This is a genomic window from Treponema putidum, assembly GCF_000755145.1.
Classification (GTDB): domain Bacteria; phylum Spirochaetota; class Spirochaetia; order Treponematales; family Treponemataceae; genus Treponema_B; species Treponema_B putidum.
The window spans coordinates 478,094-501,170 of sequence record NZ_CP009228.1 but is presented as its reverse complement, the minus strand read 5'-3'; the positions used below and the strand labels follow the sequence as shown (position 1 = coordinate 501,170).

Genomic DNA, 23,077 nt, shown 5'->3' with positions numbered 1-23,077 from the left:
GGGTTCTAATGTTATCGGATAAGGATGCCAATTTTTTTTGATTTTTTAAAATATTTTAAAGCTGTTCTTTTATCTGGCTTTCTGTAATAAAAATAACCTAAGAATGTATAAGCTTCAGCTTTATAATTCGTATATTCCGGATTACTTTTTGTAATTTCAAGTATTTTATATGCAGATTCTTTAAAATCATTATTCTGTTGTTTTATATGATAATAGAAACATTTTGCATTTTCTAATCTGAGATTTATGATATCGCTGGATGATTTTTCATAAAGACCGGTCAATTTTTTTATATATACAAAAATTTCAGTGTCATTTAAATAAAAATATTCATATCTTACCATTAGATTGTAATAATAAGATAAGAGAACCGTATTCTTTATTTTCGGTAAATTTTCTTCAAGGAGTAATTTTATTTCAGCTTCTTTGTCTTTTAAGCCCATCTGATTATACAGTTCAAATATTTTTAAGAGTATCGTAAATCTATTTATAACATTTTGACCGGTTATAATAGATGGAATTTTTTCATATATTTTTAATACAGCATCTATGTTTTTTGTTTTCATATTATGCTCTATTATGTCAAAATAACAAGCCAAAAGCGCTTTTTTATTGCCGGATTCTTCCAAGTGCCAAATAAGTTCATTTATATCGGCATCCGCTTCTTTTTTTAGAATATCAGCTATTTTTTTATGCTGCAGCATTTTATATTTAGGTTCCAAACGCTCATATAAAATATTGCGCATAATTTTATTTGTAATCGTGTAGTTCTGCATACCACCCGATTTTATAATGGTGATCAATCCCCTATTTATAAGTTTTTTTATAATTTTATCTATTTGTTTTTGAGGCAGGGATGAAATTTTGTACAGATATTCTATTTTAAATATATTTTGAAATAGTGATGTTTCAGAATATACTTTTTTCTCGGTCACTGAAATAGCATTCAACTGATTTGTTAATGTTTCTTCAATTGATTTTGGAATTGTGTTTTTGAGTTCATCAGTATATAGCTTATCAGCAAAGAACCACAAACCTATTATTACATCCCTGTATACTGTTCCTGCATTTACAAATTCTTTTATCATTTCTACTATAAAAGATGGACACCCTGAAGTGTATTTATACAGAATAGAGCCGAAGGATATAGGAGGATATTTTAATATTAAAATATTTTTCAGCATCTCTATAGTTTCTTCTTCAGAAAAATACTTAAGCTCAAAAACTTGGCATTTTTCATGAGCATTTAATATTTTTAAAAAGTTTTCAAACTTATTTGAAACAGGAGCAACGGTTTCGTCATAGGACATAATTAAGCCAAGACGATCCGTTTCTATAATTTCAGTCACTAAATATAAAATTGTATCAAGCATAAAATTGTCTGCAAATTCCAAATCATCTAAGATAATAAAAGCCGGAATTTGCCCGGCGGTTTTAAAAAATACATTCTTAGCTTCATTGAAAATTTTAAATTTTATATTTTCAGATTCTTTTTTCCCATTACCAACGAGCTGCTGATCTTTGATTTGTTTTATGCTCTTTATGATTTTTTCTCTTTCCTCGATATCATGGATAAAATAAAAATCAAAAAAAACTTTTTCTAAAAAATCATCCCAAAAATTTTCCGAGGTGGAATTTTTAAAATTATAATTAGAATATATATTTGTTCTTTCTAAGGATAACCTGTATTCGGCTTCTTTTAAAAACCTCGTTTTCCCTGTTCCCTGAGTACCCTTAATAAGAAAAACTGCTTTCTTTGCTTTCCCTGAACTTATCTCGTTTTTTGCTTGAGACAACATATTTATTTCATTTTGCATTCCTACCAATTTAGGACGAAAAGTTATACTGTTAAGAGGAAGAATGACATCTACAGGGTAGCTGCGTCCGAGCCCCTTATTTATATCCTGAATGATGGTATATATTTTAATTTTTTCATCTTTGTTTTTATGCTGAATTTGTTTTTTTACTATCTTATACAATATATTAAAAATATCGGCATCATTTTTATTTAAATTTTTATATCTCGATTTTAATTTTGCAATAGACGATGATGAATTTATGTTAATTTCTTTTCCTGCAAGAAGTGTAATTATAAAAGAAATTACCGTATCTATATTTTCGTTGGTTCCCGTATAGTCTTCAGCTTCTTTAAACCTTACCGATGAATTATTTTCAAGTTTTGCCGATACAATATCTTTTATTCTTACTTGAAATCCGCCCTTTTTTTTGACTATCATTACATTATCATGAGCGAATATGTCGTATTCAAACCCCTTATTACTTGCATGAACAAGGCATTGGCAAACGGATACTATTATTTTAAGAATATCTTCCATCGAGCACTGTTTTACGAATTCCAAAACAGGTATTCCATTTTCAATATGCTCGGTAGTAAAAATATATAAAATTTCGTCAGGGTTTGAAGGCGGTAAAGGAGGATAAGCCAGATATAGGCTGGAAAAGCCGTAATTTTTAAGATAAAAATGATTGTCAATGTTGCTTATAATAATGAAATTCTCTTTAAAAAAAGAAAATTCTTCATTTGATAGGTCTAAAGACGATATAACCTTTAAGTTAATTTTAGCATCCTCCGACCATAAATCTACGGCTAAAAATTCCTGTACATGAGGTATTGAATTGTTTATTTTACCGATAACTTTGTACCGATTATTTATAATTTCCATAATAACATGTCCAATGCGCTATAAAAAACATACTGGCACACATTGTTCCCCACAACCTTGCGATGTTCGCTAAAGCAAACTCGACAGTTAAGGAGGTAAACTTATTTTGTTGCCGAAATCATACCTTTTATTTTACCATCCTTTATCAAAAATGTCTAGCCCTTTTAATATTCATCAACTTATGGTAAAATGGCTTATGCTGATTTCCGAAATACAAGCCCCCCTTACAAATATCTCAGGCGTAGGCTCTGCCGCAGCCTCCCAGCTTAAAAAGCTCGGGGTAGAAAATGCAGGCGGGCTCTTGCGTCTTTTTCCCAGAGATTGGGAAGACCGCTCTAAGATAAATGTTTTTTTAGATTGGGATAGGCTGCAAAAAATACACGTAGAAATTACCGTTGTAGGCCATGAATGGTTCGGTTTCGGAAAAATGAAGACCCTAAAGCTGATAGTTGCAGACAAAAACGGGATGACCGCTTCTCTTATATGTTTTAACCGTCCTTTTTTAGAAAAAAGCTTTCCCGTGGGGACAAAAGCTTTTGTATATGGGGCTTTTTACAGGAAATACGGCGAGCTTCAATCCTCTTCATTTGATCTGGAAAGGCCTGAAAACATGCAGGCTAAAATTCTTCCTGTTTATCCTCTAACTTCAGGGCTTGGGCAGGCAAAATTGAGGAAAATAATAGCTGCTGCCTTAAAACTCTACGCCAATGGTATAGATTCCGAGCTTCCCGAGTCTATTTTAAAAAAATACGGGCTTCCGTCTAAGCAAGAAGTACTTTTTATGCTCCATGCTCCAAAATCTATGGCCGATGTGGAAAAAGGCCGCTATGCCGTCATTTTTGAAGAGTTTTTTTTGTTCCAATATGCCATAGGGATGCGCTCTATTGAAAGGCGGGGGAGGCTTCCCAACCTTGAAGATGAGAGAAATGTAGGCAAAACCGCCAAAAAAAAACCTATTTTAACGCCTCTCCAAAATTCTCTTTTGGAAAGGCTCAACTTTAAACTTACCCAAGATCAGCTTTCGGTCTGTGCCGAAATAAATGAAGACTTGGAAGGCCTAAATCCAATGGCTCGTCTTATGCAAGGTGATGTAGGTTCGGGGAAAACCCTTGTTGCCTTTTTAGCCTGTTTAAAGGTAATAGAACAGGGTGGGCAAACGGCTTTTTTGGCTCCTACAGAGCTTTTAGCCCGCCAACATGCCGAAAACGCTGCCCGTCTCTTAGAACCTCTGGGGGTCCGCCTTGCCTTTTTAACGGGAAATACCAAGGCCAAAGGAAGGAGCAGGCTTTTACAGGAATTGCAAAAGGGAAATATCGATTTGATAATCGGCACCCATTCTCTTTTTTCTCAAGGAGTTCAATATAAAAATTTGAGGCTTGCCGTAATCGACGAACAGCACCGTTTCGGTGTCCTTCAGCGTTCAGCTATAATCCAAAAAGGAATTGAAAGCAATGAGGAAAAACAAAGTCCTAACATTTTGATGATGAGTGCAACCCCGATTCCCCGCACTCTTGCCCTTTCTATCTTTGGAGACTTGGATATTTCGACCATTAAAACCATGCCCGCAGGGAGAAAGCCTATTATTACCTATGTTGCGGGGGAGGACAAGGCTGAAAGAGTTTACAATTTTATCGGACAAGAGATTCTAAAAGGCAGGCAGGCTTATTTTGTATATCCTCTAATAGAAGAAAATGAAGACCTATCCTTAAAGTCTGCCGAAAGGATGTTTGAAGAATTAAAGACGGGTTTTCCAAACCATAGTTTGGCTCTGATTCACTCCAAGGTTGCAGAAGAGGAGCAAAAAAAGATTATGGAAGAATTCAGGTCGGGAAAGCTTAATATTCTCGTTGCTACCTCCGTTGTGGAAGTCGGCGTGGATGTTCCCAATGCTACCTGTATGGTAATAGAACATGCCGACAGGTTCGGTCTTTCCGCTCTTCATCAGCTCCGCGGAAGGGTCGGACGGGGAGACCTGCAAGCCTATTGTTTTTTAATTTACGGGAAAAAAATTACCGAAGCCGGAAAGACACGGCTAACCGTAATGAAGGAAACCAATGACGGCTTTATAATTGCCGAAGAAGATTTAAAACTACGCGGCCCCGGCGATATAGGAGGGGTTGAGCAGTCCGGTTATCACTTAGGCTTTACAATTGCCGATCCTGCACGAGATTTTAAAATTTTGCAGGAAGCCCGCTCTGCCGCCTTTGAAATGCTTGAAAAAAAATAAATTTTTTTTATTATTTTACTAATAATTTAAGAAAAACGTAAAATAATAATGGAGGTTATACTTATGAAAAAAGTAAAAAATATTTTAGTCTTATTCATTTTAATGTGCTTTTGTCTTCTTCTCCTTTCTTGTGCCGGATGTACAAATATCTTTCTTTCGCAAAATATTAAAAAAGATGAAATTTCGATTGTAAGCTATAATGCCCAAACTTTTTTTGATGCAATTGAAGACGGAAATGAATTCAAGGAGTTTAAGGGAACAAAAACAAAATGGTCAAAAGAACGGTACGGCGAAAGGCTGTTCCGCTTAAAGGAAGCTCTTAATCTTGCTTGTCTGGGTTTAGGCTTAGGAGAAAAGGACATACCTGATATTCTTGTTTTGCAAGAAATCGAAAGTCAAACGGTATTGGATGACTTTTGTAAAATACTGCCCATAAACAATTCGTATAAATATGCCGTCTTTATTCCGCCCAAAAACGGAGGCGCATTCAGTACTGCATTACTTTCAAAGTTTCCTATTATCGAGACAAAGGTTTTCAATATATATTCAGGAAAAAACCATTTACGGCCGCTTGTTGAAACAAGAATCCGTATCGAGGATTCTAAAGAAATAAACGAATTAGTCCTATTAAATGTTCATTGGAAGTCTAAAGTAGGCACTGCCGACAGCGAAGCCCTTAGACGTATGCAAGAAGAACAAGCATATAAAAGAATGGTGGAGCTAAAAAATACGGAGCCTCAAACCCCTTTTATCATATGCGGCGATTTTAACCAGCCCCTAGAAGAATTTCTTCTTTTGCCTGAATTCGATAATTGCTGGAATATCAATGCTTATCAAAATGCCGTTAATGACGGAAGTCAGCCCTCAGGCAGTTATTTTTATAAGGGTAAATGGGAAGATATAGACCATTTTTTCTATTCGGAAAATTTAAGCGATGGAAAAGATTTTGATATAAGCTTATTTTGTGTAGTAAACTCAAGGCCTCTTACCGACGAATCGGGTAATCCCGACAAATATTCCGTCCATTCAGGAAAGGGCTATTCGGATCATTTACCGATAGGCATTATTTTAAAAAGGCAATAAAAAATCTCCCGTTCTTAAAACGGAAGATGAAAAAAAATACCGGCGAAGGGACTTGAACCCTTACGGAGTCACCCCCAATAGATTTTGAGTCTATCGTGTATACCATTTCACCACGCCGGCTCATTAAAGTCCTATTGTATCATAAAAATAAAACTTTGTAAAGGCTTTTTTAAGACTAAATTTTTAGATTATAAATTGTTTTCCTATTGACATTTTTTCTGCTTTATGCTATAAAGGGCGCTGATATTTAAAATATGATTTATAGCCTATAAGGCTTTAAATCGGTATTCTTTAGAAGTTTTGCATTGCCGTAAAGCCTTATAGGCAGGCGGATGCCGCCCTCGTTTATACAAATGAGAGAAGAAATCTTTAAAACTTCGCAGGATGCCAAACCAGTCATCGGAGTTACGGTTTAAAGGTGATCAGGTGGGTCCGAATGCTGTCCGAAAACCTATGGGCGGCGGATAAAAGTGTTTTTCTTTAAATTAAAGAAAATGCTCAAATCTTATCTGATTTTAATCACTGTTTTGTGTTTCTCCGATTTGTTTCTTTGTTAAGCTTGTTTTTCGGTTACGAAAGACCGGTTAACTTTTTAATCTCGTCATTTTTAATGCGGGAAATATTAGACTTGCCTACGTCTTTTAGGAGGATCTCATGGCAAAGGAAAAATTTAACAGAACGAAAGTTCACATGAATGTTGGTACCATCGGTCACGTTGACCATGGTAAGACCACTCTTTCGGCAGCGATCACTACGTATTGTGCAAAGAAGTACGGTGATAAGCTTCTAAAATATGACGAGATCGACAATGCACCGGAAGAAAAAGAGCGAGGTATTACTATCAATACCCGCCACTTGGAATATCAGTCCGATAAGAGGCATTATGCCCATATCGACTGCCCCGGACACGCCGACTATGTTAAAAACATGATTACCGGTGCTGCCCAGATGGACGGTGCTATTCTTGTAGTTTCCGCTCCGGACTCGGTTATGCCTCAGACAAAAGAGCACTTGCTTCTTGCCCGTCAGGTAGGTGTGCCTTCAATTATCGTCTTCCTTAATAAGGTTGACCTCGTGGATGACCCCGAGCTTGTAGAGTTGGTAGAAGAAGAAGTTCGCGAAACTTTGGCATCTTACGGATTCCCCGAAGATACTCCTATTATTAAGGGTTCTGCATTTAAGGCTTTACAGGACGGCGCTTCCGCAGAAGATACGGCTTGCATCGAAGAGCTTCTTAAAACAATGGATGAATACTTTAAGGATCCTGTACGTGATTCCGACAAGCCTTTCCTTCTTCCTATTGAAGACATCTTCACAATTCAGGGACGCGGTACCGTTGTTACAGGAAGAATTGAGCGCGGTATTATCAAGATGAACGAAGAAGTTGAAATTGTAGGTATTAAACCCACAAAGAAAACCGTTGTTACCGGTATTGAAATGTTTAACAAGCTTCTTGATCAAGGTGAAGCAGGAGATAACGTAGGTCTTCTCTTGAGAGGTATTGAAAAGAAAGAAGTTGAACGCGGTCAGGTTCTCGCTAAACCCGGTTCAATTCATCCCCACACAAAATTTGAAGCTCAAATTTATGTTCTTTCAAAAGAAGAAGGCGGACGCCACAGTCCTTTCTTCTCAGGTTACAGACCTCAGTTCTATTTTAGAACAACCGACATTACAGGAACTGTATATCTCCCTGAAGGAACGGATATGGTTAAGCCCGGCGATAATACAAAGATTATCGGTGAACTTATTCACCCTATAGCTATGGATCAAGGTCTTAAACTCGCTATTCGCGAAGGCGGACGAACTATCGCTTCGGGACAGGTAACCCAAATTATCGAATAAATGATGCAAAAAAACGGTACTTACTATTTTGTAGGTGCCGTTTGCATCTCTTCGGAGGAAATGATGACAAAGGAAAAGATTCGCGTAAAACTTCGCGGATTCGATGTAGAATTGGTTGATCAGAGTTCAAAGGCTATTGTACAGGCTGTTCAAAAAGCCGGCGCAAAAGTTTGCGGTCCTATTCCGCTTCCTACTCGGATTAACAAGTTTACTGTGCTTCGCTCGCCCCACGTAAATAAAAAATCGCGTGAGCAGTTTGAGATGAGGACACACAAAAGGTTAATCGATATTATCGAACCTTCGGCAGAAGTTATGAATGCTTTGTTGGCATTGGAGCTTTCAGCCGGTGTTGATGTAGAAATTAAACAATAAGATTTATTCAAATGGTAGACGGCCTTTAATCAGGGGTGCGTACCTTAGGAGAATTTAAATGATTGGACTGATTGGAAAAAAAATCGGCATGACCCAAATCTTTAATGAAGTCGGTCATCTTATGCCGGTTACGGTTATTCAGGTAGAACCCAATACCGTTGTTGCGCTAAAGGACAAGGACAAGTTCGGATACTCTTCAGTAGTGCTCGGTTTGGGTGAGCTCAAAGAAAAACACACCAGTAAACCCTATGCAGGACAGTTTAGCGAAAGCCTTAAACCTTTAAAACTTTTAAAGGAATTCCGCGGCTTTGATAAAGAAGTTGCAGTCGGGGACAAGCTGGGTGTAGAAGTTTTTGAAAAGGTTCCGTATTTGGATATTACGGCAATTTCAAAAGGAAAAGGTTTTCAGGGTGTTATGAAGCGATGGGGCTATGGAGGCGGTAGAGCAAGCCATGGTTCTAAATTCCACCGTGAAGCAGGTTCGACGGGACACTGCACAACTCCGGGCCGTTCTTTTAAAAATACGACAATGCCCGGAAGAATGGGTTGTGATAAGGTTACCGTTCAAAATTTGCAAATCGTAAAAATTGATCCTGAATTGGGTGTAATAATGGTTCGCGGTTCTGTTCCGGGTAAAAAGGATGCAACTGTATTCTTAAAATCCGCAGTAAAGCGGGCTAAATAAGGACGGTAGAAGACATGGAAAAGAAAGTCTATTCAGTCGATGGTAAAGAATTGAGGACAATCAATCTTGATGACAAGGTGTTCGGTCTTCCCGTAAATGATGATGTTATTTACTACGCCATCAATAATGAATTAGCCAATAAACGGGTCGGAACGGCTTGTACAAAGGGTAGAGCTGAGGTTCACGGTTCAAATGCCAAGCCTTACAGTCAAAAGGGTACAGGACGTGCACGGCGCGGCGATAAAAAATCCCCTCTTTTAGTCGGAGGAGGAACTGTTTTTGGACCTAAACCTAGAGATTTCAGCTATTCTATGCCTAAAAAAGCAAAAAGATTGGCAATGAAGTCAATTTTGAGCCTTAAAGCTCAAAACGACAGGTTAGTGGTTGTCGAAGATTTTACGGTAGAAAGCGGAAAAACCCGTGACCTTGTAAAGATTTTAAATAATTTTGCAAAGGGTGAACGCACTGTTATTATTCTAAAGGATGATGATTCTTTGGTAAAAAGAGCAGGGCGCAATATTCCGCATATTTCATTCTTAGCATATAACCGCCTTCGAGCCCACGATTTATTCTATGGCCGAAAAGTTATTATGCTTGAATCTGCCGCAAAAAATCTTTCTGAATTTTACGGATGTAAGGAGGCCGAATAATAATGGAATACAATGATATACTTATCGCGCCTGTTCTTACGGAAAAAAGCACAGAACTTCGCGAGCAGGGCAAATATGTTTTCAAAGTAGCGCCAAAGGCTACCAAGATTCAGATAAAGGAAGCAGTACGAAGATTGTTCAATGTAAAAGTTACCGATTGTACTGTTGTTAATGTTCGAGGAAAGACTAAGCGTCTCCGCTACAAGGAAGGTAAAACTTCATCTTGGAAAAAGGCAACCGTAAAACTTGCCAAGGGTGAGACAATTAAGATTTTTGAAGGTGCGTAAGCCTTAATGTGCTTATGCTAAGGGGATAGCAAAATGGCTCTAAAAGAATATAAGCCGATGACGCCAGGATTGCGCGGACGAATTGATTTGCGAAAAGATGAAATTACAGCTCAAAAGCCTGAAAAGTCTTTGACTACAGGCAAAAAGAACAGAGCAGGACGCGATTCAAGAGGGCGCATTTCAGTTCGAGGCCAAGGCGGCGGACATAAACAGAAATACCGACAAATCGATTTTAAGCGAAATAAATATGGTATTCCGGGCACTGTAAGGACAATCGAGTATGATCCTAACCGCAGTGCAAATATTGCATTGATTTTTTACGCTGACGGCGAAAAGCGATATATCATCGCTCCTAAGGGTTTAAGAATCGGTCAAAAGATTATGAGCGGCGAAATGGCTACATTGGATGTTGCAAATGCTCTTCCTTTGGAAGCAATTCCCGTCGGCTTTACCGTGCATAATATTGAGCTTACAATCGGAAGAGGCGGACAAATGGCGCGTTCGGCAGGTGCCGGCGCATTGGTTGCTGCAAAAGAAGGCGAATATGTTACCATAAGATTGCCTTCCGGAGAAACTCGCTTAGTAAATAAAAAATGTTATGCAACAATAGGCGAAGTCGGCAATGAAGATCATATGAATACAAGTCTTGGCAAAGCCGGTCGATCAAGATGGCTTGGAATCAGACCCTCCGTTCGCGGTATGGCTATGAACCCGATTGATCACCCCCTCGGCGGCGGTGAAGGACGAGGAAAGGGAAGACATCCCGTTACTCCTTGGGGACAGCCTTGTAAGGGTTATAAGACCCGCAAGAAGCGCAATCCTTCGGATAGCTTCATTGTCTCAAGACGAAAGAAGAAGTAGGGGGTTGCAGAAGTGTCAAGATCAATTAAAAAGGGACCTTTTATCGCAAAGAGTCTTTTTAAGAATGTAAACGAGATGAACAGATCGGGTAAAAAGAAACCGATTAAGACTTATTCCCGCTGTTCTACAATTATACCTGAAATGGTAGGTAACACTATTTCGGTACATAACGGCAAGACGTGGATTCCGGTTTATATAACCGAGAATCTTGTTGGACATAAACTTGGAGAGTTTGCTCCTACGCGCACATTCCGCAAACATGCAAACTCCGACAAGAAGGTTGTAAAATAGGTGAAAGAAGATGACTGAAAGAACAGGATATCGAGCAACAACGAAATTTCTTATTGCATCACCTACTAAGGTAAGGCCGGTGGCGAATGTCGTAAAAAACAAGCCTTATCCGGAAGCAATGGCTATTTTGGAAAATATGCCTCAAAAGGGAGCCGTCTTAATTTCTCAGACGATGAAATCGGCTGCCTCAAATGCTCTTTACAAAAATAAACAGCTTGATGAAGATATGCTCTTTGTTAAGGAAATTATGATTGACGAAGGGCCTAGGCTAAAAAGAATTTGGTGTCGCGGCAAGGGGCGTGCAGACATGCTCTTAAAGCGCATGTGTCATATCACAGTTGTCGTTGACGAGAGAGCAGGAGAGTAGATATGGGACAGAAAGTAAACCCTACAGGATTAAGACTTGGTATAAACAAAACTTGGTCGTCTCGCTGGTATGCAGGCCCCCGAAATTATGCCGACTTGTTGCTTGAGGATTTAAAGATTCGAGCTATGATTCAGGAGCTCCCTGAATGTAAAAATGCAGACATTGCCGAAATTGAAATCATCCGTCATCCCCAGAGGATTACGATTATGATTCATACGGCTCGTCCCGGCGTTATAATCGGTGTAAAAGGTGCCAATATCGAAAATATCGGAGCCATTATACAGAAAAAGCTCGGCAAAAAAGTGCAGATCAAGATTAAGGAAGTAAAGAGAGCCGAATTGAGGGCTTCTTTAGTTGCCCAAAACGTCGCACGCCAGCTTGCCGGAAGAGCTTCTTTTAGAAAGGTATTAAAACAGGCTTGTTTTAATACTATGAGATCCGGTGCTCAAGGTATAAAGATTAGAATTTCAGGACGCTTAGGCGGTGCTGAAATGTCTCGAACCGAAGAAATGAAAGAAGGACGGGTTCCTCTTCACACTCTTCGGGCGGATATAGACTACGGTTTTGCTGAAGCGGATACAACCTATGGAAAAATAGGCGTTAAGGTATGGCTTTACAGCGGAATGATGTTTGGCGGAGAACAAAAAGAAGATGCAGGTGCCTTGCTCAAAAAGCAAAGAAGACCCCGCTCTGAAAAACCCGCTCAAGCAGGGAGGCAATAATTATGGCATTCAGTCCCAAACGTGTAAAACATAGAAAGGTTCAGCGAGGCAGAATCAAGGGCGAAGCTACACGATGCAACAGCATCGATTTCGGCGATTACGCCTTAGTTTCTCTTGAGCCTTTTTTGCTTACAAACAGACAAATTGAAGCTGCCCGTGTTGCTTTAAATCGTAAGATTAAGCGAGGCGGAAAATTGTGGATTCGAGTTTTTCCGGATAAACCCTATTCAAAAAAACCCGCTGAGGTTCGAATGGGCGGCGGAAAAGGCGCTCCCGAGTACTGGGTAGCGGTTGTAAAACCCGGAACTATTATTTTTGAATTAGCCGGCGTTGATAAGAATTTGGCCGAACAAGCTATGGCCTTGGCAGGAAGTAAACTTCCGTTTAAGACAAGGTTTGCCGAGCAGATTCAGGCCGACTAAGGAGCGTTTAAAATGAAAAAGAAGTCAAAGTACAGAGAAATGTCGTATAAAGAACTTGTTTCAAAACGCAATGATCTAAAACAAAAATACATGGATTTGAGATTTCAAGCTGTGGTAGGTCATTTGGATAACCCGCTTGAAAAGAGAAGTATGCGTCGTGAAATAGCGATGCTAAATACCTTCATCCGCCAAAAAGAATTGGCCGGTGAAAGCGGAAATTAGGAGCTTAACCCGTGGAAACAACAGAAAATACAAAAAAAATCGGGAAGCGCGAGTTTGTCGGAATTGTAACAAGCGACAAGATGAATAAAACCATCGTTGTTGAAGTCCGAACCAAAAAGCTTCATAAGCTGTATAAAAAATACGTATCGAGCAGTAAAAAGTACAAGGCTCACGATGAAGAGAATACGGCTCACATCGGCGATACTGTAAGAATTGTAGAGCATAAGCCTATCAGCAAAGAGAAGGCTTGGATGCTTACTGAAGTTATTGAGCGGGCTAAGTAAGGCAAGGAGTTAAGGTAAATGATACAGGTTGAAACAAGATTAAACGTTGCCGATAACTCGGGCGCTAAACTCGTCGAATGTATTAAGGTTATCGGCGGATCAAAACGCAGATATGCAGGTATTGGGGATATAATCGTTGTGGCGGTAAAAGAAGCCTTGCCTACGTCGGTTATTAAAAAGGGTACGGTAGAAAAAGCCGTTATTGTGCGTGTTTCAAAAGAATACCGCCGTCCCGACGGAACTTATATTCGTTTTGATGATAACGCTTGCGTAATCATCGATGATAATAAAAACCCCAAGGGAAAACGTATTTTCGGCCCTGTAGCCAGAGAACTTCGTGATAATGATTACATGAAAATAGTTTCTCTTGCTCCGGAAGTTCTTTAAGGAGAGTTTATGGCAGGAAAGATGAAAATTCGCCGCAATGATAGTGTAGAAATTATTGCAGGCAAAGAAAGGGGCAAGCGGGGCGAAGTCGTAAAGGTCTTGCAGGAAGATAATAAGGTTATCGTCGGCGGTCTTAATATGACAAAAAAAGCCATGCGCAAAAGAAGCCAGCAGGATCAGGGCGGAATTGTAGAAATTGAAGCTCCGATATCTGCATCCAATGTTATGATTATATGCAAAAAATGCGGCAAAACCCGAGTTGCATATGAAATAAAGGACGGCAAAAGAACAAGAATTTGCCGTAAGTGTGGAGAAGCGTTATAATGAGTAATTACGTACCTCGGCTTAAGAAAGTCTATACGGAACAGATCATGCCCGAGCTTAAAAAGGAATTTAATTACAGTTCCGTTATGCAAATTCCTCGGCTTAAAAAAGTCGTAGTAAGCATGGGTGTTGGTGTAGCTCTCACGAATAGGAAACTACTTGATGCTGCAGTAACTGACCTTGAAACAATCACCGGTCAAAAAGCTGTGAAAACAAAGGCAAGAAAGAGTATAGCAAACTTTAAACTTCGTGAGGGAAATGAGATTGGGGCAATGGTAACTTTGCGCGGTGCTAGGATGTATGAATTTTTAGACCGCTTTATCAATGTTGCTTTGCCGCGTGTTAAGGATTTCCGCGGAGTTAACCCGAACGGTTTTGACGGTCGCGGAAACTATTCAGTGGGTATTACCGAGCAAATCATCTTCCCCGAAATTGACTTTGATAAAATTGAGCGTATTTCGGGATTAAATGTAAGCGTGGTAACTTCTGCCGAGACTGATCAAGAGGCAAGATCGCTTCTTGCAAAGTTTGGTATGCCCTTTAGGAAGTAAGAGAGGATTTCATGGCTACAGTTGCAAAAATTAATCAAGCTAACAGAAAAGCGAAGTATCCGACACGGCAGTATAATAGATGTAAGGTTTGCGGACGCCCCAGAGGTTATCTGCGAAAATTCAAGATGTGCCGTGTTTGTTTTAGAAAATTGGCAAGCGAAGGGCAAATCCCCGGCGTTACAAAGTCAAGTTGGTAGGAGGAACGATAATGAGTGTTTCAGATCCAATAGCAGACATGCTCACTAAAATTAGAAATGCTGCTTCCGCCGGTCACGAATCGGTCGATGTTCCTTCTTCAAAAATGAAGTGGGAAATTATCAGTATTCTTAAATCGGAAGGGTATATTAAAAACTTTAAAAAAATGACCCAAGAAGGGGCTAACAACATCCGAGTATTTTTAAAATACGATGATAAAGAATCTTCGGTTATCCACGGAATCGAAAAAGTTTCCACACCCGGCCGCCGTGTATATTTAGGTTATAAGAGCTTACCGAGAGTTTTTAACGGTTACGGTACCCTTATTGTATCGACTTCAAAAGGTATCATAACCGGAAAAGCTGCCGGCGAAAGCCAAGTAGGCGGTGAGCTCATTTGCAAGGTTTGGTAGGAGGAGCAATATGTCAAGAGTTGGAAAAATGCCTGTTGCTATTCCTGCAGGTGTAAAAGTGAATGTTGCAAACGGTACCTTTACCGTTGAAGGCCCCAAGGGGAAACTTTCACAAAGCTATCATACTGAGGCTGTTGATTTTAAGGTTGAAAGCGATCATGTTCTTGTAACAAGAAAAGACGATGAGCTTCAGACAAGGGCTTATCACGGTTTATACCGAAGCCTTCTTAACAACATGGTAAAAGGCGTAAGCACAGGCTTTACAAAGACCTTGGTAATCAATGGTGTAGGTTACAGAGCTGAAGTTCAAGGTAAGCTCCTTGTAATGGCACTGGGTTATTCAAACGACTTTTCCGTTCTTATTCCTGAAGGAATTGAAGTAAAGGTTGACCAGCTGAAAGTTATAATTTCAGGAGCTTCCAAAGAAGCGGTCGGACAATTTGCTTCTCAGGTAAGAAAACTGAGAGGTCCTGAACCCTATAAAGGCAAGGGAATTCGTTATGAAAACGAAATCATCAAACGAAAAGTCGGTAAGTCCGGTGTAAAGTAAGGGTAGTATTATGGACAAAAAACGTAATGATAAAGATAGAAAAAGATTTAAGCGAAAGATGCACATTCGAAAGTCTATTTTCGGTACTGCAGAACGCCCTCGTATGACCGTGTTCCGAAGCAATAAACGTATTTCGGTTCAGGTTATTGATGATGCAGAGGGCAAGACATTGGCTGCCGTTTCTACAATGGAAGAAGCTCTTCGATCGCTTAAGGTTAATGTTGAATCTGGGGCAAAGGTCGGTGAAGAAATCGGCAAGCGCCTCAAGGAAAAAAATATTGACACTGTTGTTTTTGACAGGAACGGATATCTTTACCACGGTGTTGTAAAGGCCGTTGCCGACGGTGCAAGAAAAACAGGAATTAAGTTTTAGGAGAGGTTATGAGTCATCAAAAAGAATCAAAGCGGGATAACCAGCATACTGAAAAAGAATACGTTGAAAAACTTGTTAAATTGAACCGAACGGCAAAGGTTGTAAAGGGCGGACGCAGGTTCTCCTTTTCTGCCTTGACTGTTGTCGGTGATCAAAAAGGACGGGTAGGATACGGTTTCGGTAAGGCAAATGATGTAAGCGATGCAATCAGAAAGAGTATCGAAAAGGCAAAAGCCAATATGGTAACCTTTCCGCTTAAAAACGGTACGATTCCTCATGAAGTTCAAGGCAAGTTCAAAGGTTCATCCGTTCTTTTGCGTCCGGCTTGTTCCGGTACCGGAATTATCGCGGGCGGTACAATCCGTGCCATTATGGAAGCTGCCGGCGCAACAGATTTGCTTTCAAAGTCTTTGGGATCAAGTTCCGCAGTAAACGTAGTTAAGGCAACCTTTGATGCCGCAGGTCTCTTGATGGACGGCAAAAAAATTGCTAAAAGCCGCGGTAAAACCCTTTTGGATGTATGGGGGTAAGATAAATGGCAAAGAGAATTAGTATTAAATTGATAAAAAGCACAATAGGGCAGAGACACCATGTCCGCTCAACCGTACGCTCTTTGGGATTAAAAAAGGTCAACTCGGTGGTTGAGCATGAGGGAAATCCTGCTATTTTAGGCATGGTAAAATCTATTGCTCATGTAGTTGAAGTTAAGGAGTTAAACTAATGTCCGAATTTAATTTAACTGTTCCTCAAGGAGCAACTCATAAAAAGAAGATTGTAGGACGCGGTTCCTCTTCCGGTTGGGGAAAAACTTCCGGAAAAGGCCACAAGGGGCAGCAAGCCCGTTCAGGCGGTAAGGTTTATGCCGGCTTTGAAGGCGGACAGATGCCCTTGTACCGCCGTGTTGCAAAAAAAGGATTTTCAAACTATCCTTTTAAAAAGGAAGTTTATGTTGTAAATCTTGCTATGCTTGAAACAAAGTACAGCGACGGCGAGACCGTAAACAAAGAATCCTTAATGCAAAAAGGTCTTCTCCGAAAAGGTTCTCTTTATGTTAAAATTTTGGGAACAGGAGATATAACAAAAAAATTGACGGTTGAGGTCGATAGAATTTCGGCATCGGCTAAGGAAAAAATAGAAAAGGCAGGCGGAACAATAGTTCAGTCTGAAACATAAAGGCGGTAAATAATGGCTAATAATGTAGTTGCAAATATGTTCAAAGTAAAGGAGTTACGAAGCCGTATTTTCTTTACGATCATAGTTTTAGCAGTTTTCCGCTTAGGTTCGGTACTCACCATCCCCGGTATCGACCCTAGTGCCCTTACGATGTATTTTCGGCAAGGTCAGGGAAATGCTTTTGCAGATCACATGGACTTTTTTGTCGGAGGTGCATTTTCAAACTTTTCGGTATTTATGCTAGGTGTAATGCCCTATATTTCGACTCAGATATTGATGCAGCTTGCCATGATTATTTTCCCGCGCCTTAAAAAAATAGCGGAAGAAGACGGAGGACGCAAAAAGATTCAAGTTTGGACAAGAATTATTACCGTTTTTGTCGCTCTTCTTCAATCTTCCGCTGTAGGTACATGGGCCAGGGCTATTCCCGGTGCTGTTGTAATTTCAAGTCCGATTTTACACTTGTTTATTACAATGGTTACGGTAACGACGGGTACTATGATTACCGTTTGGATGGGTGAACAGATTACTGCAAGAGGTATCGGAAACGGTATTTCAATGTTGATTTTTGCAGGTATTGTTGCCCGCCTTCCTCAGGCTGTTTGGGAATTGATCAAGCGTGTAAATAATGACGGTTTGAACCTTGTTTTCGTAATTATTGCTTTTGTGATGTTTGTCGGAATTATAGCCTTGGTTGTTTACGAACAACAAGGACAGCGTAAAATACCGGTTCATTATGCAAAGCGCGTTATCGGCCGAAAAATGTATGGCGGACAGAATACTTATATTCCGTTTAAGATTAACCCCTCGGGTGTTATTCCCATCATTTTTGCTTCGTCGTTTTTAACCTTTCCCCTTATGCTTTCGCAGATGTGGGGATCGAATGTTTCTTGGTTGGCTGCTGTTGCAAGATTTTTGCGTGCAGACGGCTGGGGGTATAACATTCTATATGTTGTTTTGATTGTTTTCTTTGCTTACTTTTATACACAGGTTGCACTTAACCCAACGGAAATAGCAAAACAAATAAGGGAAAACGGCGGATCGATACCGGGAATCAGAACCGACAAAACAGAAGAGTATTTACAGAAGATTTTAAACAGGTTAATATTGCCCGGTTCGCTTTACTTGGCCGCAATTGCAGTGCTTCCTACTGTAATTCAATGGGCATTTAATTTCCCCAGAAATATTTCGATGTTAATGGGTGGAACTTCATTGTTGATTTTGGTTGGTGTTGACTTGGATACAATGAGCCAAGTTGAAGCTTTGCTTAAAATGCACCATCATGACGGCTTGCTGAAAAAAGGCAAGATTAGATCAAGGAACCTATAGAATTTTTTAAAAAAATGATATAGAATACATTCTTTGAAGGAGTGGATATGAAGGTTAGAACAAGTGTAAAACCTATTTGTGATAAATGCAAGGTTATTAAGCGTAACGGAATTGTACGGATTATCTGTACAAACCCTAAGCATAAACAGAGACAAGGTTAATGGAGGACAATGAATAATGGCTCGTATTGCGGGAGTTGACCTCCCTAACAAACATGTTAATGTTTCATTAACATACATTTATGGAATTTCGACTTCATCGGCAAACAAAATTTGTGAAGCTACAAAGGTTGATCCGATGAAAAAAATGAATGATTTGGATGAAGCCGAGTTATCTGCAATTCGTGAAGTAATTGACAGAGAGTACAAGGTAGAAGGCCGCCTTCGAACCGAAGTGGCTTTGAATATCAAGCGTCTTCAGGATATCGGCTGTTACCGCGGTCAAAGACATAGAAAGGGTCTGCCGGTACGCGGTCAGAGAACTAGGACTAATGCCAGAACACGCAAGGGTAAGAAAAAGACCGTTGCCGGCAAGAAAAAATAATCGTGGTTGGAGGTAATTAAAACATGGCTACTGTAAAGAAAAGAAAAGAAAAGAAAAGCATATATGAAGGCAATGTTTATATTCAAGCAACCTTTAATAACACAATTATTACGATAACCGACTTAAAGGGAAATGTTATTTCATGGGCATCTTCAGGCGGTTTAGGCTTTGCCGGTGCTAAAAAATCGACACCCTTTGCGGCTCAAACCGTTGCAGAAGCAGCAGTTCAAAAATGTCAGCCCTACGGCTTGCATGAAGTACATGTTTTTGTAAAAGGTCCCGGCGTCGGCCGTGAATCGGCTATTAGAACGCTTGGAACAATGGGATTAAAGGTTCGCTCGATCAGCGACGTAACTCCTATTCCGCACAACGGCTGCCGTCCTAAAAAGACGCGCCGAATATAAGGAGACTTGAATGGCCCGAAAAAATCTTTTAAAAGGATTTAAAAAGCCGAAAGGTTTGGAATTCGCTCAGCAAGAATCAACCGAAAGCTATGGTAAGTTTACGGCCTCCCCTTTTGAGACAGGTTTTGGAACAACAATCGGAAACTGTTTGAGGAGAATCTTATTGTCTTCAATTCAAGGTTATGCTATATCGGCAGTGCTTATAACATCGCACGATGCTGACGGTGTGCCTCATACAATTTCAAGTGAGTTTGAAAATATTCCTAACGTTTCAGAAGATACGCTGGAAATTTTAAATAAACTAAAGCAGATCCGTCTCCGTTTATCGGATGAGTCGGAACAAGGTGACTTTCATTTTGAATTTAAGGGGCCGGCGTCGATAACCAGCAAGGATTTTGCCGTTGAAGGGCAGCTTGAAATTCTAGGTGAGCCTTTTCATGTTATGGAACTCATGAAGGGCGCTAATGTTTCGTTTGATGTTCAGGTAGATTTCGGCCGAGGCTATGTACCGGCAGAAGTTAATGAAAAATACATTGAAATCGTCGGAACTATTCCTATGGATGCAATCTACGGTCCTGTTTTAAAGGTAAGCTATGCTATTGAACCTTGCAGGGTAGGGCAAAGAAACGATTACGATAAGCTAATTCTCGAGATTTGGACTGATAGCACAGTTCGGCCTGAAGATGTTTTAGGTGAAGCTGCAAAAATTGCAAAAGATCATTTTTCCATCTTTATTAATTTTAATGAGGGCGATTATCTTGGTGAAGATGATGATATTGATGAAGAAGCGGCAATAAAACAGCTCTTGGCTACTTCAATAAATACTCTCGATTTTTCCGTCAGGGCTAAGAATTGTTTGGATTCGGCCGGTATTAAAACTCTAGGCGAACTGGCTCAAAAGACTGAAGATGAGATCGAAAGTATGCGCAATGTCGGCAGAATGACTTTAAATGAAATTCATGCTAAGCTGGCGGAATACAATTTGCGCTTGGGTATGACTGATTACAGTCATCTAAAAAATACGATAAAAGTATCAAGACAGAAGGAAGAAACAGATGAAGCATAAGAACGGCTTTAATCCGCTTTCGCGTACAACTGCACATCGCCGTGCTTTGCACCGAAATATGGTTACATCGCTATTTAAGTACGAGCGGATTACGACAACAAAACAAAAAGCGATGGAAGTACGCCGAACTGCGGAAAAATTGATTACCCGCTCAAAGGTTGATACGTTCAACAACAGGCGTCATGCCGCAAAGTATATCTGGGATGATGATATTGTAAAAAAATTATTCAGCGATATCGGTCCTAGAATGAAGGACAGAAACGGCGGTTATACCCGTATTTTAAAAATCGGTTTCCGTCAGGGGGATGCGGCTGATGTTGCTATCTTGGAGCTTGTAGACTATGACTTTGAAAAGAAGGAAAAGGATACAAAGAAAAAAGATAATTCGAAAAAATCCGATGACAATAAGACTTCCAAAAAAGAAACGGGATTTAAATCGTCAAAGGGTGAATCCGAACACAAAAAGAATACCGATCAGGTAGTAGATAGTTCATCAAATCGGAGGTATAACCGTGTCAAAGGCTCATAGAGGTAAGGGAATCCGCGCAGAGCAGAATCGCGGACGCGGGGTATGCCCCGTATGCAATAAAACCGGAATCAAAGTTTTATACGAACAAGAGATTAACGGTGCAAAGTTAAAGATTTGCAAAATATGCAGAGCAAACATTAAGAATAAAAAGGCTGCCGAATCAGCTGCAGAAAAACCGGCTGAAGCATCGGCCGAATAAAAGTTTAGGCCTTTTTGTACAACGCCCGCTTGGATGCGGGCGTTTTTTTATATCTCTATATTTTTTTCACGGAGATTAGTAATACATTCCTGCATATATTTTTCATCATGCTCCTTGTAAATAGGACTTGTCTTTTTGCTTTTCTTTAGGTCGGCGTATGGAGGACATTTTTTGCCTCGATAGTTTTTATCTAACCATTCTTCCGAAACCTTATACCCTCGTTTGTTCATCTCTTCCATTACCGGTTCGTGATATTGAAAAAGTTTGTAGGGTGAGTATAAAAATACATAGTCCACAACAGAATGCTTTTTGCCCCAGCCATTTCCTCGCAATGCACAGCATTCTCTGTGCGGCCCTAATAGCTGCTGTGCGGGTAGTCTGCTTATCAGGTTTTGATGCCATAGTCTCATGTTAATTTTCCTCTTCCTTAAAAATATTTGAATCTTCTAAATATTTATTAGGATATTTTTTTAGCAAGGTTAAAAGATAGATTAAAATTTCTTTTTTATTTATTTTTCCATATTTATATAGCTCAATCATATTTAAAAATTTTTCTTTTGCGTTTTTTTCTGCGCAATTTTTAAAATAGCCCCATATGTGCTGAAGGGAATTGATTACTTCTTTTGGGTTTTCTTCAAGTTTAATGGCTTGATCAATTAGGAGCTGCACTTCATCAGGGACTATGTCTTCTTTTTTTAAAAGCTCTCTTATATCCTTATAAATTTTTTGAGACTTGCTTAAAACCAAATACTTGTTTTGCGCCCAGAGCTTTTGGCTGATTTTTTTATTATCATTCATTAATTTTATCTTTAAATCTTGACTATAGCATGGGATTCATTTTTTTTCAAGCATTTTTTCACAAAATTCCATATTTTGCATATAGTTTCTCCGATTGACAAAGGCTTCTATAATAAATAAAATTAAGGCCGATGAAAAAAAATAATTTGATAAGCAATTTTCACACCCATACTTATTTGTGTAAACATGCTGAAGGGAAGCCGATCGATTATGTAAAAGAAGCAATTAAGGGCGGCTGTTCGGCTCTAGGTTTTTCGGACCATTGTCCCTATCCCGATTCTTCGTGGGATTATTGCCGTATGGGAGAATATGAGGTAAATCTCTATAAGAGCATGGTAGAGGAAGCTGTCATTGATGCTCCTTTTCCCGTATATTTCGGTTTTGAGTGCGAGTGGCATCCGCGATATAAGAGCTGGTATAAGGATTTTTTGAGGGAGGAACTGAAGTCGGATTTTTTGGTTTTGGGTTCTCACTGGTATGATGTAGACGGCCGCTTGGAATATGCTCCTAATCTTACAAAAAAAGAACTTTTCGGTTATATTGATTTTACGATTGAAGGAATGACATCAGGTCTTTATAATTTTTTAGCCCATCCCGATCTTTTTTTAGCTGATATTTCAAATATAGATTCTGACCATCTGGCTTGTTCAAAGGCTTTAATTCAGGCGGCTCTTGATCTCGATATGCCGATAGAAATAAACGGTTACGGCACCTTTAAAAGGAAAATTGTACGAGCCGGACGCGATGAATTTATTTATCCTGTTCGGCAATTTTGGGAACTTGCTTCAGGTATGGGGGCAAGGATTATCTGTAATTCTGATGCTCATTTTCCTGAGCATACTATTTTGGGATGCAGGAATGCAATGGCCTTTGCGGAGAGTATGGGGATTAAGGTTCAAGATACTGCCGAAGCCCTAGGCTTCCGGAGTATCAATGGATAAGGGGACTTTAAGAGCCTTTCATATTATAGTTAAGGGAAGGGTTCAAGGTGTCGGTTTTCGATATTGGACCCGTTCTCTTGCAAAGAGCCTCAACGTAAAGGGCAGGGTTCGAAACCTTCCTGACTACTCGGTCGAAATCCTTGCCGAAGCCGATACTGAAACTCTAGGAGAATTCGTTTATGCTCTCAAACACGAGCATCCTTATGCCCGTGTTGAAAGTCTTAATTCGGAAGAAGTGCGGGTTAGAGGTTATGCAGATTTCCGGATTGAAGTGTAGTAAATAAAAACCGGTCTATAAAGCATC

General features: G+C 39.7%; 36 protein-coding genes and 1 tRNA gene. 33 read left to right on the top strand and 4 right to left on the bottom strand.

Translation table 11 applies throughout. From position 1 onward, the window contains the following. Positions 1–11: 11 nt before the first annotated feature. Positions 12–2,684, bottom strand: a complete 2,673-nt coding sequence (locus tag JO40_RS14350) for an ATP-binding protein (protein WP_245608961.1) — start codon at positions 2,682–2,684, stop codon at positions 12–14. 196 nt (positions 2,685–2,880) lie between these two features. On the opposite strand from JO40_RS14350, the gene recG reads away from it, so the two are divergent. Both recG and JO40_RS02250 read left to right on the top strand, forming a co-directional pair. After that, positions 2,881–4,911 carry an ATP-dependent DNA helicase RecG gene (gene recG, locus JO40_RS02255; RefSeq protein WP_044979677.1) on the top strand — a complete coding sequence of 677 codons (2,031 nt, stop codon included), beginning with the start codon at positions 2,881–2,883 and terminating at the stop codon, positions 4,909–4,911. A 63-nt stretch (positions 4,912–4,974) separates the two neighbouring features. Further along, the gene (locus JO40_RS02250) at positions 4,975–5,994 is read left to right on the top strand and encodes an endonuclease/exonuclease/phosphatase family protein (RefSeq protein ID WP_044977713.1); all 1,020 of its coding nucleotides are present in this window, start codon (positions 4,975–4,977) and stop codon (positions 5,992–5,994) included. A 37-nt stretch (positions 5,995–6,031) separates the two neighbouring features. On the opposite strand, the gene JO40_RS02245 is transcribed toward JO40_RS02250, so the two are convergent. Further along, positions 6,032–6,114: transfer RNA gene (locus JO40_RS02245), tRNA-Leu, on the bottom strand. Positions 6,115–6,648: 534 nt separating this feature from the next. Between JO40_RS02245 and tuf the strand changes: the two genes are divergently transcribed. The 29 genes from tuf (at position 6,649) to JO40_RS02110 (ending at position 21,034) form a co-directional block, all read left to right on the top strand. Next, a complete protein-coding gene (gene tuf, locus JO40_RS02240; RefSeq protein WP_044977712.1) occupies positions 6,649–7,836 on the top strand; it encodes an elongation factor Tu in 1,188 nt (395 codons plus the stop codon). A 63-nt stretch (positions 7,837–7,899) separates the two neighbouring features. Next, entirely contained in the window at positions 7,900–8,208 is a 309-nt protein-coding gene (gene rpsJ / locus JO40_RS02235; RefSeq protein WP_002669994.1) for a 30S ribosomal protein S10, read from the top strand. 58 nt (positions 8,209–8,266) lie between these two features. Next, the gene (gene rplC, locus JO40_RS02230) at positions 8,267–8,893 is read left to right on the top strand and encodes a 50S ribosomal protein L3 (RefSeq protein WP_044977711.1); all 627 of its coding nucleotides are present in this window, start codon (positions 8,267–8,269) and stop codon (positions 8,891–8,893) included. A 14-nt stretch (positions 8,894–8,907) separates the two neighbouring features. Then, positions 8,908–9,543, top strand: coding sequence for a 50S ribosomal protein L4 (gene rplD / locus JO40_RS02225; RefSeq protein WP_044977710.1), 636 nt, complete (start codon positions 8,908–8,910; stop codon positions 9,541–9,543). 2 nt (positions 9,544–9,545) lie between these two features. Next, positions 9,546–9,830 (top strand): 50S ribosomal protein L23, encoded by a 285-nt coding sequence (locus tag JO40_RS02220; protein WP_002672216.1) that lies wholly within the window; start codon positions 9,546–9,548, stop codon positions 9,828–9,830. Positions 9,831–9,863: 33 nt separating this feature from the next. Then, positions 9,864–10,691: a 50S ribosomal protein L2 gene (gene rplB / locus JO40_RS02215; protein WP_044977709.1), complete on the top strand. Its 828-nt coding sequence runs from the start codon at positions 9,864–9,866 to the stop codon at positions 10,689–10,691. Positions 10,692–10,703: 12 nt separating this feature from the next. Beyond that, entirely contained in the window at positions 10,704–10,982 is a 279-nt protein-coding gene (gene rpsS / locus JO40_RS02210; RefSeq protein ID WP_044977708.1) for a 30S ribosomal protein S19, read from the top strand. Between the two features lie 10 nt (positions 10,983–10,992). Then, positions 10,993–11,349 (top strand): 50S ribosomal protein L22, encoded by a 357-nt coding sequence (gene rplV, locus JO40_RS02205; RefSeq protein WP_044977707.1) that lies wholly within the window; start codon positions 10,993–10,995, stop codon positions 11,347–11,349. A 2-nt stretch (positions 11,350–11,351) separates the two neighbouring features. Continuing rightward, the gene (gene rpsC / locus JO40_RS02200; RefSeq protein ID WP_044977706.1) at positions 11,352–12,071 is read left to right on the top strand and encodes a 30S ribosomal protein S3; all 720 of its coding nucleotides are present in this window, start codon (positions 11,352–11,354) and stop codon (positions 12,069–12,071) included. Positions 12,072–12,073: 2 nt separating this feature from the next. After that, on the top strand, positions 12,074–12,493 hold the full coding sequence (rplP, locus tag JO40_RS02195) for a 50S ribosomal protein L16 (protein ID WP_044977705.1): 420 nt from the start codon (positions 12,074–12,076) through the stop codon (positions 12,491–12,493). A gap of 12 nt (positions 12,494–12,505) precedes the next feature. Further along, a complete protein-coding gene (rpmC, locus tag JO40_RS02190; RefSeq protein ID WP_044977704.1) occupies positions 12,506–12,715 on the top strand; it encodes a 50S ribosomal protein L29 in 210 nt (69 codons plus the stop codon). A gap of 11 nt (positions 12,716–12,726) precedes the next feature. After that, positions 12,727–12,999 (top strand): 30S ribosomal protein S17, encoded by a 273-nt coding sequence (rpsQ, locus tag JO40_RS02185; RefSeq protein ID WP_044977703.1) that lies wholly within the window; start codon positions 12,727–12,729, stop codon positions 12,997–12,999. Positions 13,000–13,017: 18 nt separating this feature from the next. After that, positions 13,018–13,386, top strand: coding sequence for a 50S ribosomal protein L14 (rplN, locus tag JO40_RS02180; protein WP_044977702.1), 369 nt, complete (start codon positions 13,018–13,020; stop codon positions 13,384–13,386). A 9-nt stretch (positions 13,387–13,395) separates the two neighbouring features. Beyond that, positions 13,396–13,710 carry a 50S ribosomal protein L24 gene (gene rplX / locus JO40_RS02175; RefSeq protein ID WP_044977701.1) on the top strand — a complete coding sequence of 105 codons (315 nt, stop codon included), beginning with the start codon at positions 13,396–13,398 and terminating at the stop codon, positions 13,708–13,710. After that, positions 13,710–14,261, top strand: coding sequence for a 50S ribosomal protein L5 (rplE, locus tag JO40_RS02170; protein ID WP_044977700.1), 552 nt, complete (start codon positions 13,710–13,712; stop codon positions 14,259–14,261). Before rplX ends, rplE begins: the two co-directional genes overlap by 1 nt. An 11-nt stretch (positions 14,262–14,272) precedes the next feature. Then, positions 14,273–14,458, top strand: coding sequence for a type Z 30S ribosomal protein S14 (locus tag JO40_RS13020; RefSeq protein ID WP_002670020.1), 186 nt, complete (start codon positions 14,273–14,275; stop codon positions 14,456–14,458). Between the two features lie 11 nt (positions 14,459–14,469). Beyond that, positions 14,470–14,868, top strand: a complete 399-nt coding sequence (rpsH, locus tag JO40_RS02165) for a 30S ribosomal protein S8 (RefSeq protein ID WP_044977699.1) — start codon at positions 14,470–14,472, stop codon at positions 14,866–14,868. Between the two features lie 10 nt (positions 14,869–14,878). After that, entirely contained in the window at positions 14,879–15,418 is a 540-nt protein-coding gene (rplF, locus tag JO40_RS02160; RefSeq protein WP_044977698.1) for a 50S ribosomal protein L6, read from the top strand. 10 nt (positions 15,419–15,428) lie between these two features. After that, on the top strand, positions 15,429–15,791 hold the full coding sequence (gene rplR, locus JO40_RS02155) for a 50S ribosomal protein L18 (protein WP_044977697.1): 363 nt from the start codon (positions 15,429–15,431) through the stop codon (positions 15,789–15,791). A gap of 8 nt (positions 15,792–15,799) precedes the next feature. Continuing rightward, positions 15,800–16,321 carry a 30S ribosomal protein S5 gene (rpsE, locus tag JO40_RS02150; protein ID WP_044977696.1) on the top strand — a complete coding sequence of 174 codons (522 nt, stop codon included), beginning with the start codon at positions 15,800–15,802 and terminating at the stop codon, positions 16,319–16,321. Between the two features lie 5 nt (positions 16,322–16,326). Beyond that, on the top strand, positions 16,327–16,512 hold the full coding sequence (rpmD, locus tag JO40_RS02145) for a 50S ribosomal protein L30 (protein ID WP_044977695.1): 186 nt from the start codon (positions 16,327–16,329) through the stop codon (positions 16,510–16,512). Beyond that, positions 16,512–16,964, top strand: a complete 453-nt coding sequence (gene rplO / locus JO40_RS02140) for a 50S ribosomal protein L15 (RefSeq protein ID WP_044977694.1) — start codon at positions 16,512–16,514, stop codon at positions 16,962–16,964. Before rpmD ends, rplO begins: the two co-directional genes overlap by 1 nt. Positions 16,965–16,976: 12 nt before the next feature. Further along, positions 16,977–18,293 carry a preprotein translocase subunit SecY gene (secY, locus tag JO40_RS02135; protein WP_044977693.1) on the top strand — a complete coding sequence of 439 codons (1,317 nt, stop codon included), beginning with the start codon at positions 16,977–16,979 and terminating at the stop codon, positions 18,291–18,293. Positions 18,294–18,340: 47 nt separating this feature from the next. Beyond that, positions 18,341–18,454: a 50S ribosomal protein L36 gene (gene rpmJ, locus JO40_RS13015; RefSeq protein ID WP_002672206.1), complete on the top strand. Its 114-nt coding sequence runs from the start codon at positions 18,341–18,343 to the stop codon at positions 18,452–18,454. Positions 18,455–18,470: 16 nt separating this feature from the next. Then, a complete protein-coding gene (rpsM, locus tag JO40_RS02130; protein ID WP_044977692.1) occupies positions 18,471–18,836 on the top strand; it encodes a 30S ribosomal protein S13 in 366 nt (121 codons plus the stop codon). 23 nt (positions 18,837–18,859) lie between these two features. Beyond that, complete coding sequence (gene rpsK / locus JO40_RS02125) at positions 18,860–19,240, top strand: 30S ribosomal protein S11 (protein WP_044977691.1); 381 nt, start codon at positions 18,860–18,862, stop codon at positions 19,238–19,240. 10 nt (positions 19,241–19,250) lie between these two features. Next, a complete protein-coding gene (locus JO40_RS02120; protein ID WP_044977690.1) occupies positions 19,251–20,306 on the top strand; it encodes a DNA-directed RNA polymerase subunit alpha in 1,056 nt (351 codons plus the stop codon). Continuing rightward, on the top strand, positions 20,296–20,835 hold the full coding sequence (gene rplQ / locus JO40_RS02115) for a 50S ribosomal protein L17 (RefSeq protein ID WP_044977689.1): 540 nt from the start codon (positions 20,296–20,298) through the stop codon (positions 20,833–20,835). The genes JO40_RS02120 and rplQ overlap by 11 nt, the downstream gene beginning before the upstream one ends. Continuing rightward, positions 20,819–21,034 (top strand): hypothetical protein, encoded by a 216-nt coding sequence (locus JO40_RS02110; RefSeq protein WP_044977688.1) that lies wholly within the window; start codon positions 20,819–20,821, stop codon positions 21,032–21,034. The genes rplQ and JO40_RS02110 overlap by 17 nt, the downstream gene beginning before the upstream one ends. Before the next feature lie 47 nt (positions 21,035–21,081). Here JO40_RS02110 and JO40_RS02105 read toward each other — a convergent pair whose 3' ends face one another. After that, positions 21,082–21,444, bottom strand: coding sequence for a TIGR02328 family protein (locus JO40_RS02105; RefSeq protein WP_044977687.1), 363 nt, complete (start codon positions 21,442–21,444; stop codon positions 21,082–21,084). Position 21,445: 1 nt separating this feature from the next. After that, the gene (locus tag JO40_RS02100) at positions 21,446–21,832 is read right to left on the bottom strand and encodes a YbgA family protein (protein WP_044977686.1); all 387 of its coding nucleotides are present in this window, start codon (positions 21,830–21,832) and stop codon (positions 21,446–21,448) included. Positions 21,833–21,963: 131 nt separating this feature from the next. On the opposite strand from JO40_RS02100, the gene JO40_RS02095 reads away from it, so the two are divergent. Together JO40_RS02095 and JO40_RS02090 are read left to right on the top strand one after the other, a co-directional pair. Continuing rightward, positions 21,964–22,773, top strand: coding sequence for a PHP domain-containing protein (locus JO40_RS02095; RefSeq protein ID WP_044977685.1), 810 nt, complete (start codon positions 21,964–21,966; stop codon positions 22,771–22,773). Then, complete coding sequence (locus JO40_RS02090) at positions 22,766–23,050, top strand: acylphosphatase (protein ID WP_044977684.1); 285 nt, start codon at positions 22,766–22,768, stop codon at positions 23,048–23,050. Before JO40_RS02095 ends, JO40_RS02090 begins: the two co-directional genes overlap by 8 nt. Positions 23,051–23,077 lie beyond the last annotated feature (27 nt).

What these genes read in the sequence shown, in the direction of transcription:
- JO40_RS14350 (WP_245608961.1), bottom strand. Translation starts at nt 2,684, where the DNA reads ATGGAAATTATAAATAATCGGTACAAAGTTATCGGTAAAATAAACAAT.
- recG (WP_044979677.1), top strand. Translation starts at nt 2,881, where the DNA reads ATGCTGATTTCCGAAATACAAGCCCCCCTTACAAATATCTCAGGCGTA.
- JO40_RS02250 (WP_044977713.1), top strand. Translation starts at nt 4,975, where the DNA reads ATGAAAAAAGTAAAAAATATTTTAGTCTTATTCATTTTAATGTGCTTT.
- tuf (WP_044977712.1), top strand. Translation starts at nt 6,649, where the DNA reads ATGGCAAAGGAAAAATTTAACAGAACGAAAGTTCACATGAATGTTGGT.
- rpsJ (WP_002669994.1), top strand. Translation starts at nt 7,900, where the DNA reads ATGACAAAGGAAAAGATTCGCGTAAAACTTCGCGGATTCGATGTAGAA.
- rplC (WP_044977711.1), top strand. Translation starts at nt 8,267, where the DNA reads ATGATTGGACTGATTGGAAAAAAAATCGGCATGACCCAAATCTTTAAT.
- rplD (WP_044977710.1), top strand. Translation starts at nt 8,908, where the DNA reads ATGGAAAAGAAAGTCTATTCAGTCGATGGTAAAGAATTGAGGACAATC.
- JO40_RS02220 (WP_002672216.1), top strand. Translation starts at nt 9,546, where the DNA reads ATGGAATACAATGATATACTTATCGCGCCTGTTCTTACGGAAAAAAGC.
- rplB (WP_044977709.1), top strand. Translation starts at nt 9,864, where the DNA reads ATGGCTCTAAAAGAATATAAGCCGATGACGCCAGGATTGCGCGGACGA.
- rplV (WP_044977707.1), top strand. Translation starts at nt 10,993, where the DNA reads ATGACTGAAAGAACAGGATATCGAGCAACAACGAAATTTCTTATTGCA.
- rpsC (WP_044977706.1), top strand. Translation starts at nt 11,352, where the DNA reads ATGGGACAGAAAGTAAACCCTACAGGATTAAGACTTGGTATAAACAAA.
- rplP (WP_044977705.1), top strand. Translation starts at nt 12,074, where the DNA reads ATGGCATTCAGTCCCAAACGTGTAAAACATAGAAAGGTTCAGCGAGGC.
- rpmC (WP_044977704.1), top strand. Translation starts at nt 12,506, where the DNA reads ATGAAAAAGAAGTCAAAGTACAGAGAAATGTCGTATAAAGAACTTGTT.
- rplN (WP_044977702.1), top strand. Translation starts at nt 13,018, where the DNA reads ATGATACAGGTTGAAACAAGATTAAACGTTGCCGATAACTCGGGCGCT.
- rplX (WP_044977701.1), top strand. Translation starts at nt 13,396, where the DNA reads ATGGCAGGAAAGATGAAAATTCGCCGCAATGATAGTGTAGAAATTATT.
- rplE (WP_044977700.1), top strand. Translation starts at nt 13,710, where the DNA reads ATGAGTAATTACGTACCTCGGCTTAAGAAAGTCTATACGGAACAGATC.
- JO40_RS13020 (WP_002670020.1), top strand. Translation starts at nt 14,273, where the DNA reads ATGGCTACAGTTGCAAAAATTAATCAAGCTAACAGAAAAGCGAAGTAT.
- rpsH (WP_044977699.1), top strand. Translation starts at nt 14,470, where the DNA reads ATGAGTGTTTCAGATCCAATAGCAGACATGCTCACTAAAATTAGAAAT.
- rplF (WP_044977698.1), top strand. Translation starts at nt 14,879, where the DNA reads ATGTCAAGAGTTGGAAAAATGCCTGTTGCTATTCCTGCAGGTGTAAAA.
- rplR (WP_044977697.1), top strand. Translation starts at nt 15,429, where the DNA reads ATGGACAAAAAACGTAATGATAAAGATAGAAAAAGATTTAAGCGAAAG.
- rpsE (WP_044977696.1), top strand. Translation starts at nt 15,800, where the DNA reads ATGAGTCATCAAAAAGAATCAAAGCGGGATAACCAGCATACTGAAAAA.
- rpmD (WP_044977695.1), top strand. Translation starts at nt 16,327, where the DNA reads ATGGCAAAGAGAATTAGTATTAAATTGATAAAAAGCACAATAGGGCAG.
- rplO (WP_044977694.1), top strand. Translation starts at nt 16,512, where the DNA reads ATGTCCGAATTTAATTTAACTGTTCCTCAAGGAGCAACTCATAAAAAG.
- secY (WP_044977693.1), top strand. Translation starts at nt 16,977, where the DNA reads ATGGCTAATAATGTAGTTGCAAATATGTTCAAAGTAAAGGAGTTACGA.
- rpmJ (WP_002672206.1), top strand. Translation starts at nt 18,341, where the DNA reads ATGAAGGTTAGAACAAGTGTAAAACCTATTTGTGATAAATGCAAGGTT.
- rpsM (WP_044977692.1), top strand. Translation starts at nt 18,471, where the DNA reads ATGGCTCGTATTGCGGGAGTTGACCTCCCTAACAAACATGTTAATGTT.
- rpsK (WP_044977691.1), top strand. Translation starts at nt 18,860, where the DNA reads ATGGCTACTGTAAAGAAAAGAAAAGAAAAGAAAAGCATATATGAAGGC.
- JO40_RS02120 (WP_044977690.1), top strand. Translation starts at nt 19,251, where the DNA reads ATGGCCCGAAAAAATCTTTTAAAAGGATTTAAAAAGCCGAAAGGTTTG.
- rplQ (WP_044977689.1), top strand. Translation starts at nt 20,296, where the DNA reads ATGAAGCATAAGAACGGCTTTAATCCGCTTTCGCGTACAACTGCACAT.
- JO40_RS02105 (WP_044977687.1), bottom strand. Translation starts at nt 21,444, where the DNA reads ATGAGACTATGGCATCAAAACCTGATAAGCAGACTACCCGCACAGCAG.
- JO40_RS02100 (WP_044977686.1), bottom strand. Translation starts at nt 21,832, where the DNA reads ATGAATGATAATAAAAAAATCAGCCAAAAGCTCTGGGCGCAAAACAAG.
- JO40_RS02095 (WP_044977685.1), top strand. Translation starts at nt 21,964, where the DNA reads ATGAAAAAAAATAATTTGATAAGCAATTTTCACACCCATACTTATTTG.
- JO40_RS02090 (WP_044977684.1), top strand. Translation starts at nt 22,766, where the DNA reads ATGGATAAGGGGACTTTAAGAGCCTTTCATATTATAGTTAAGGGAAGG.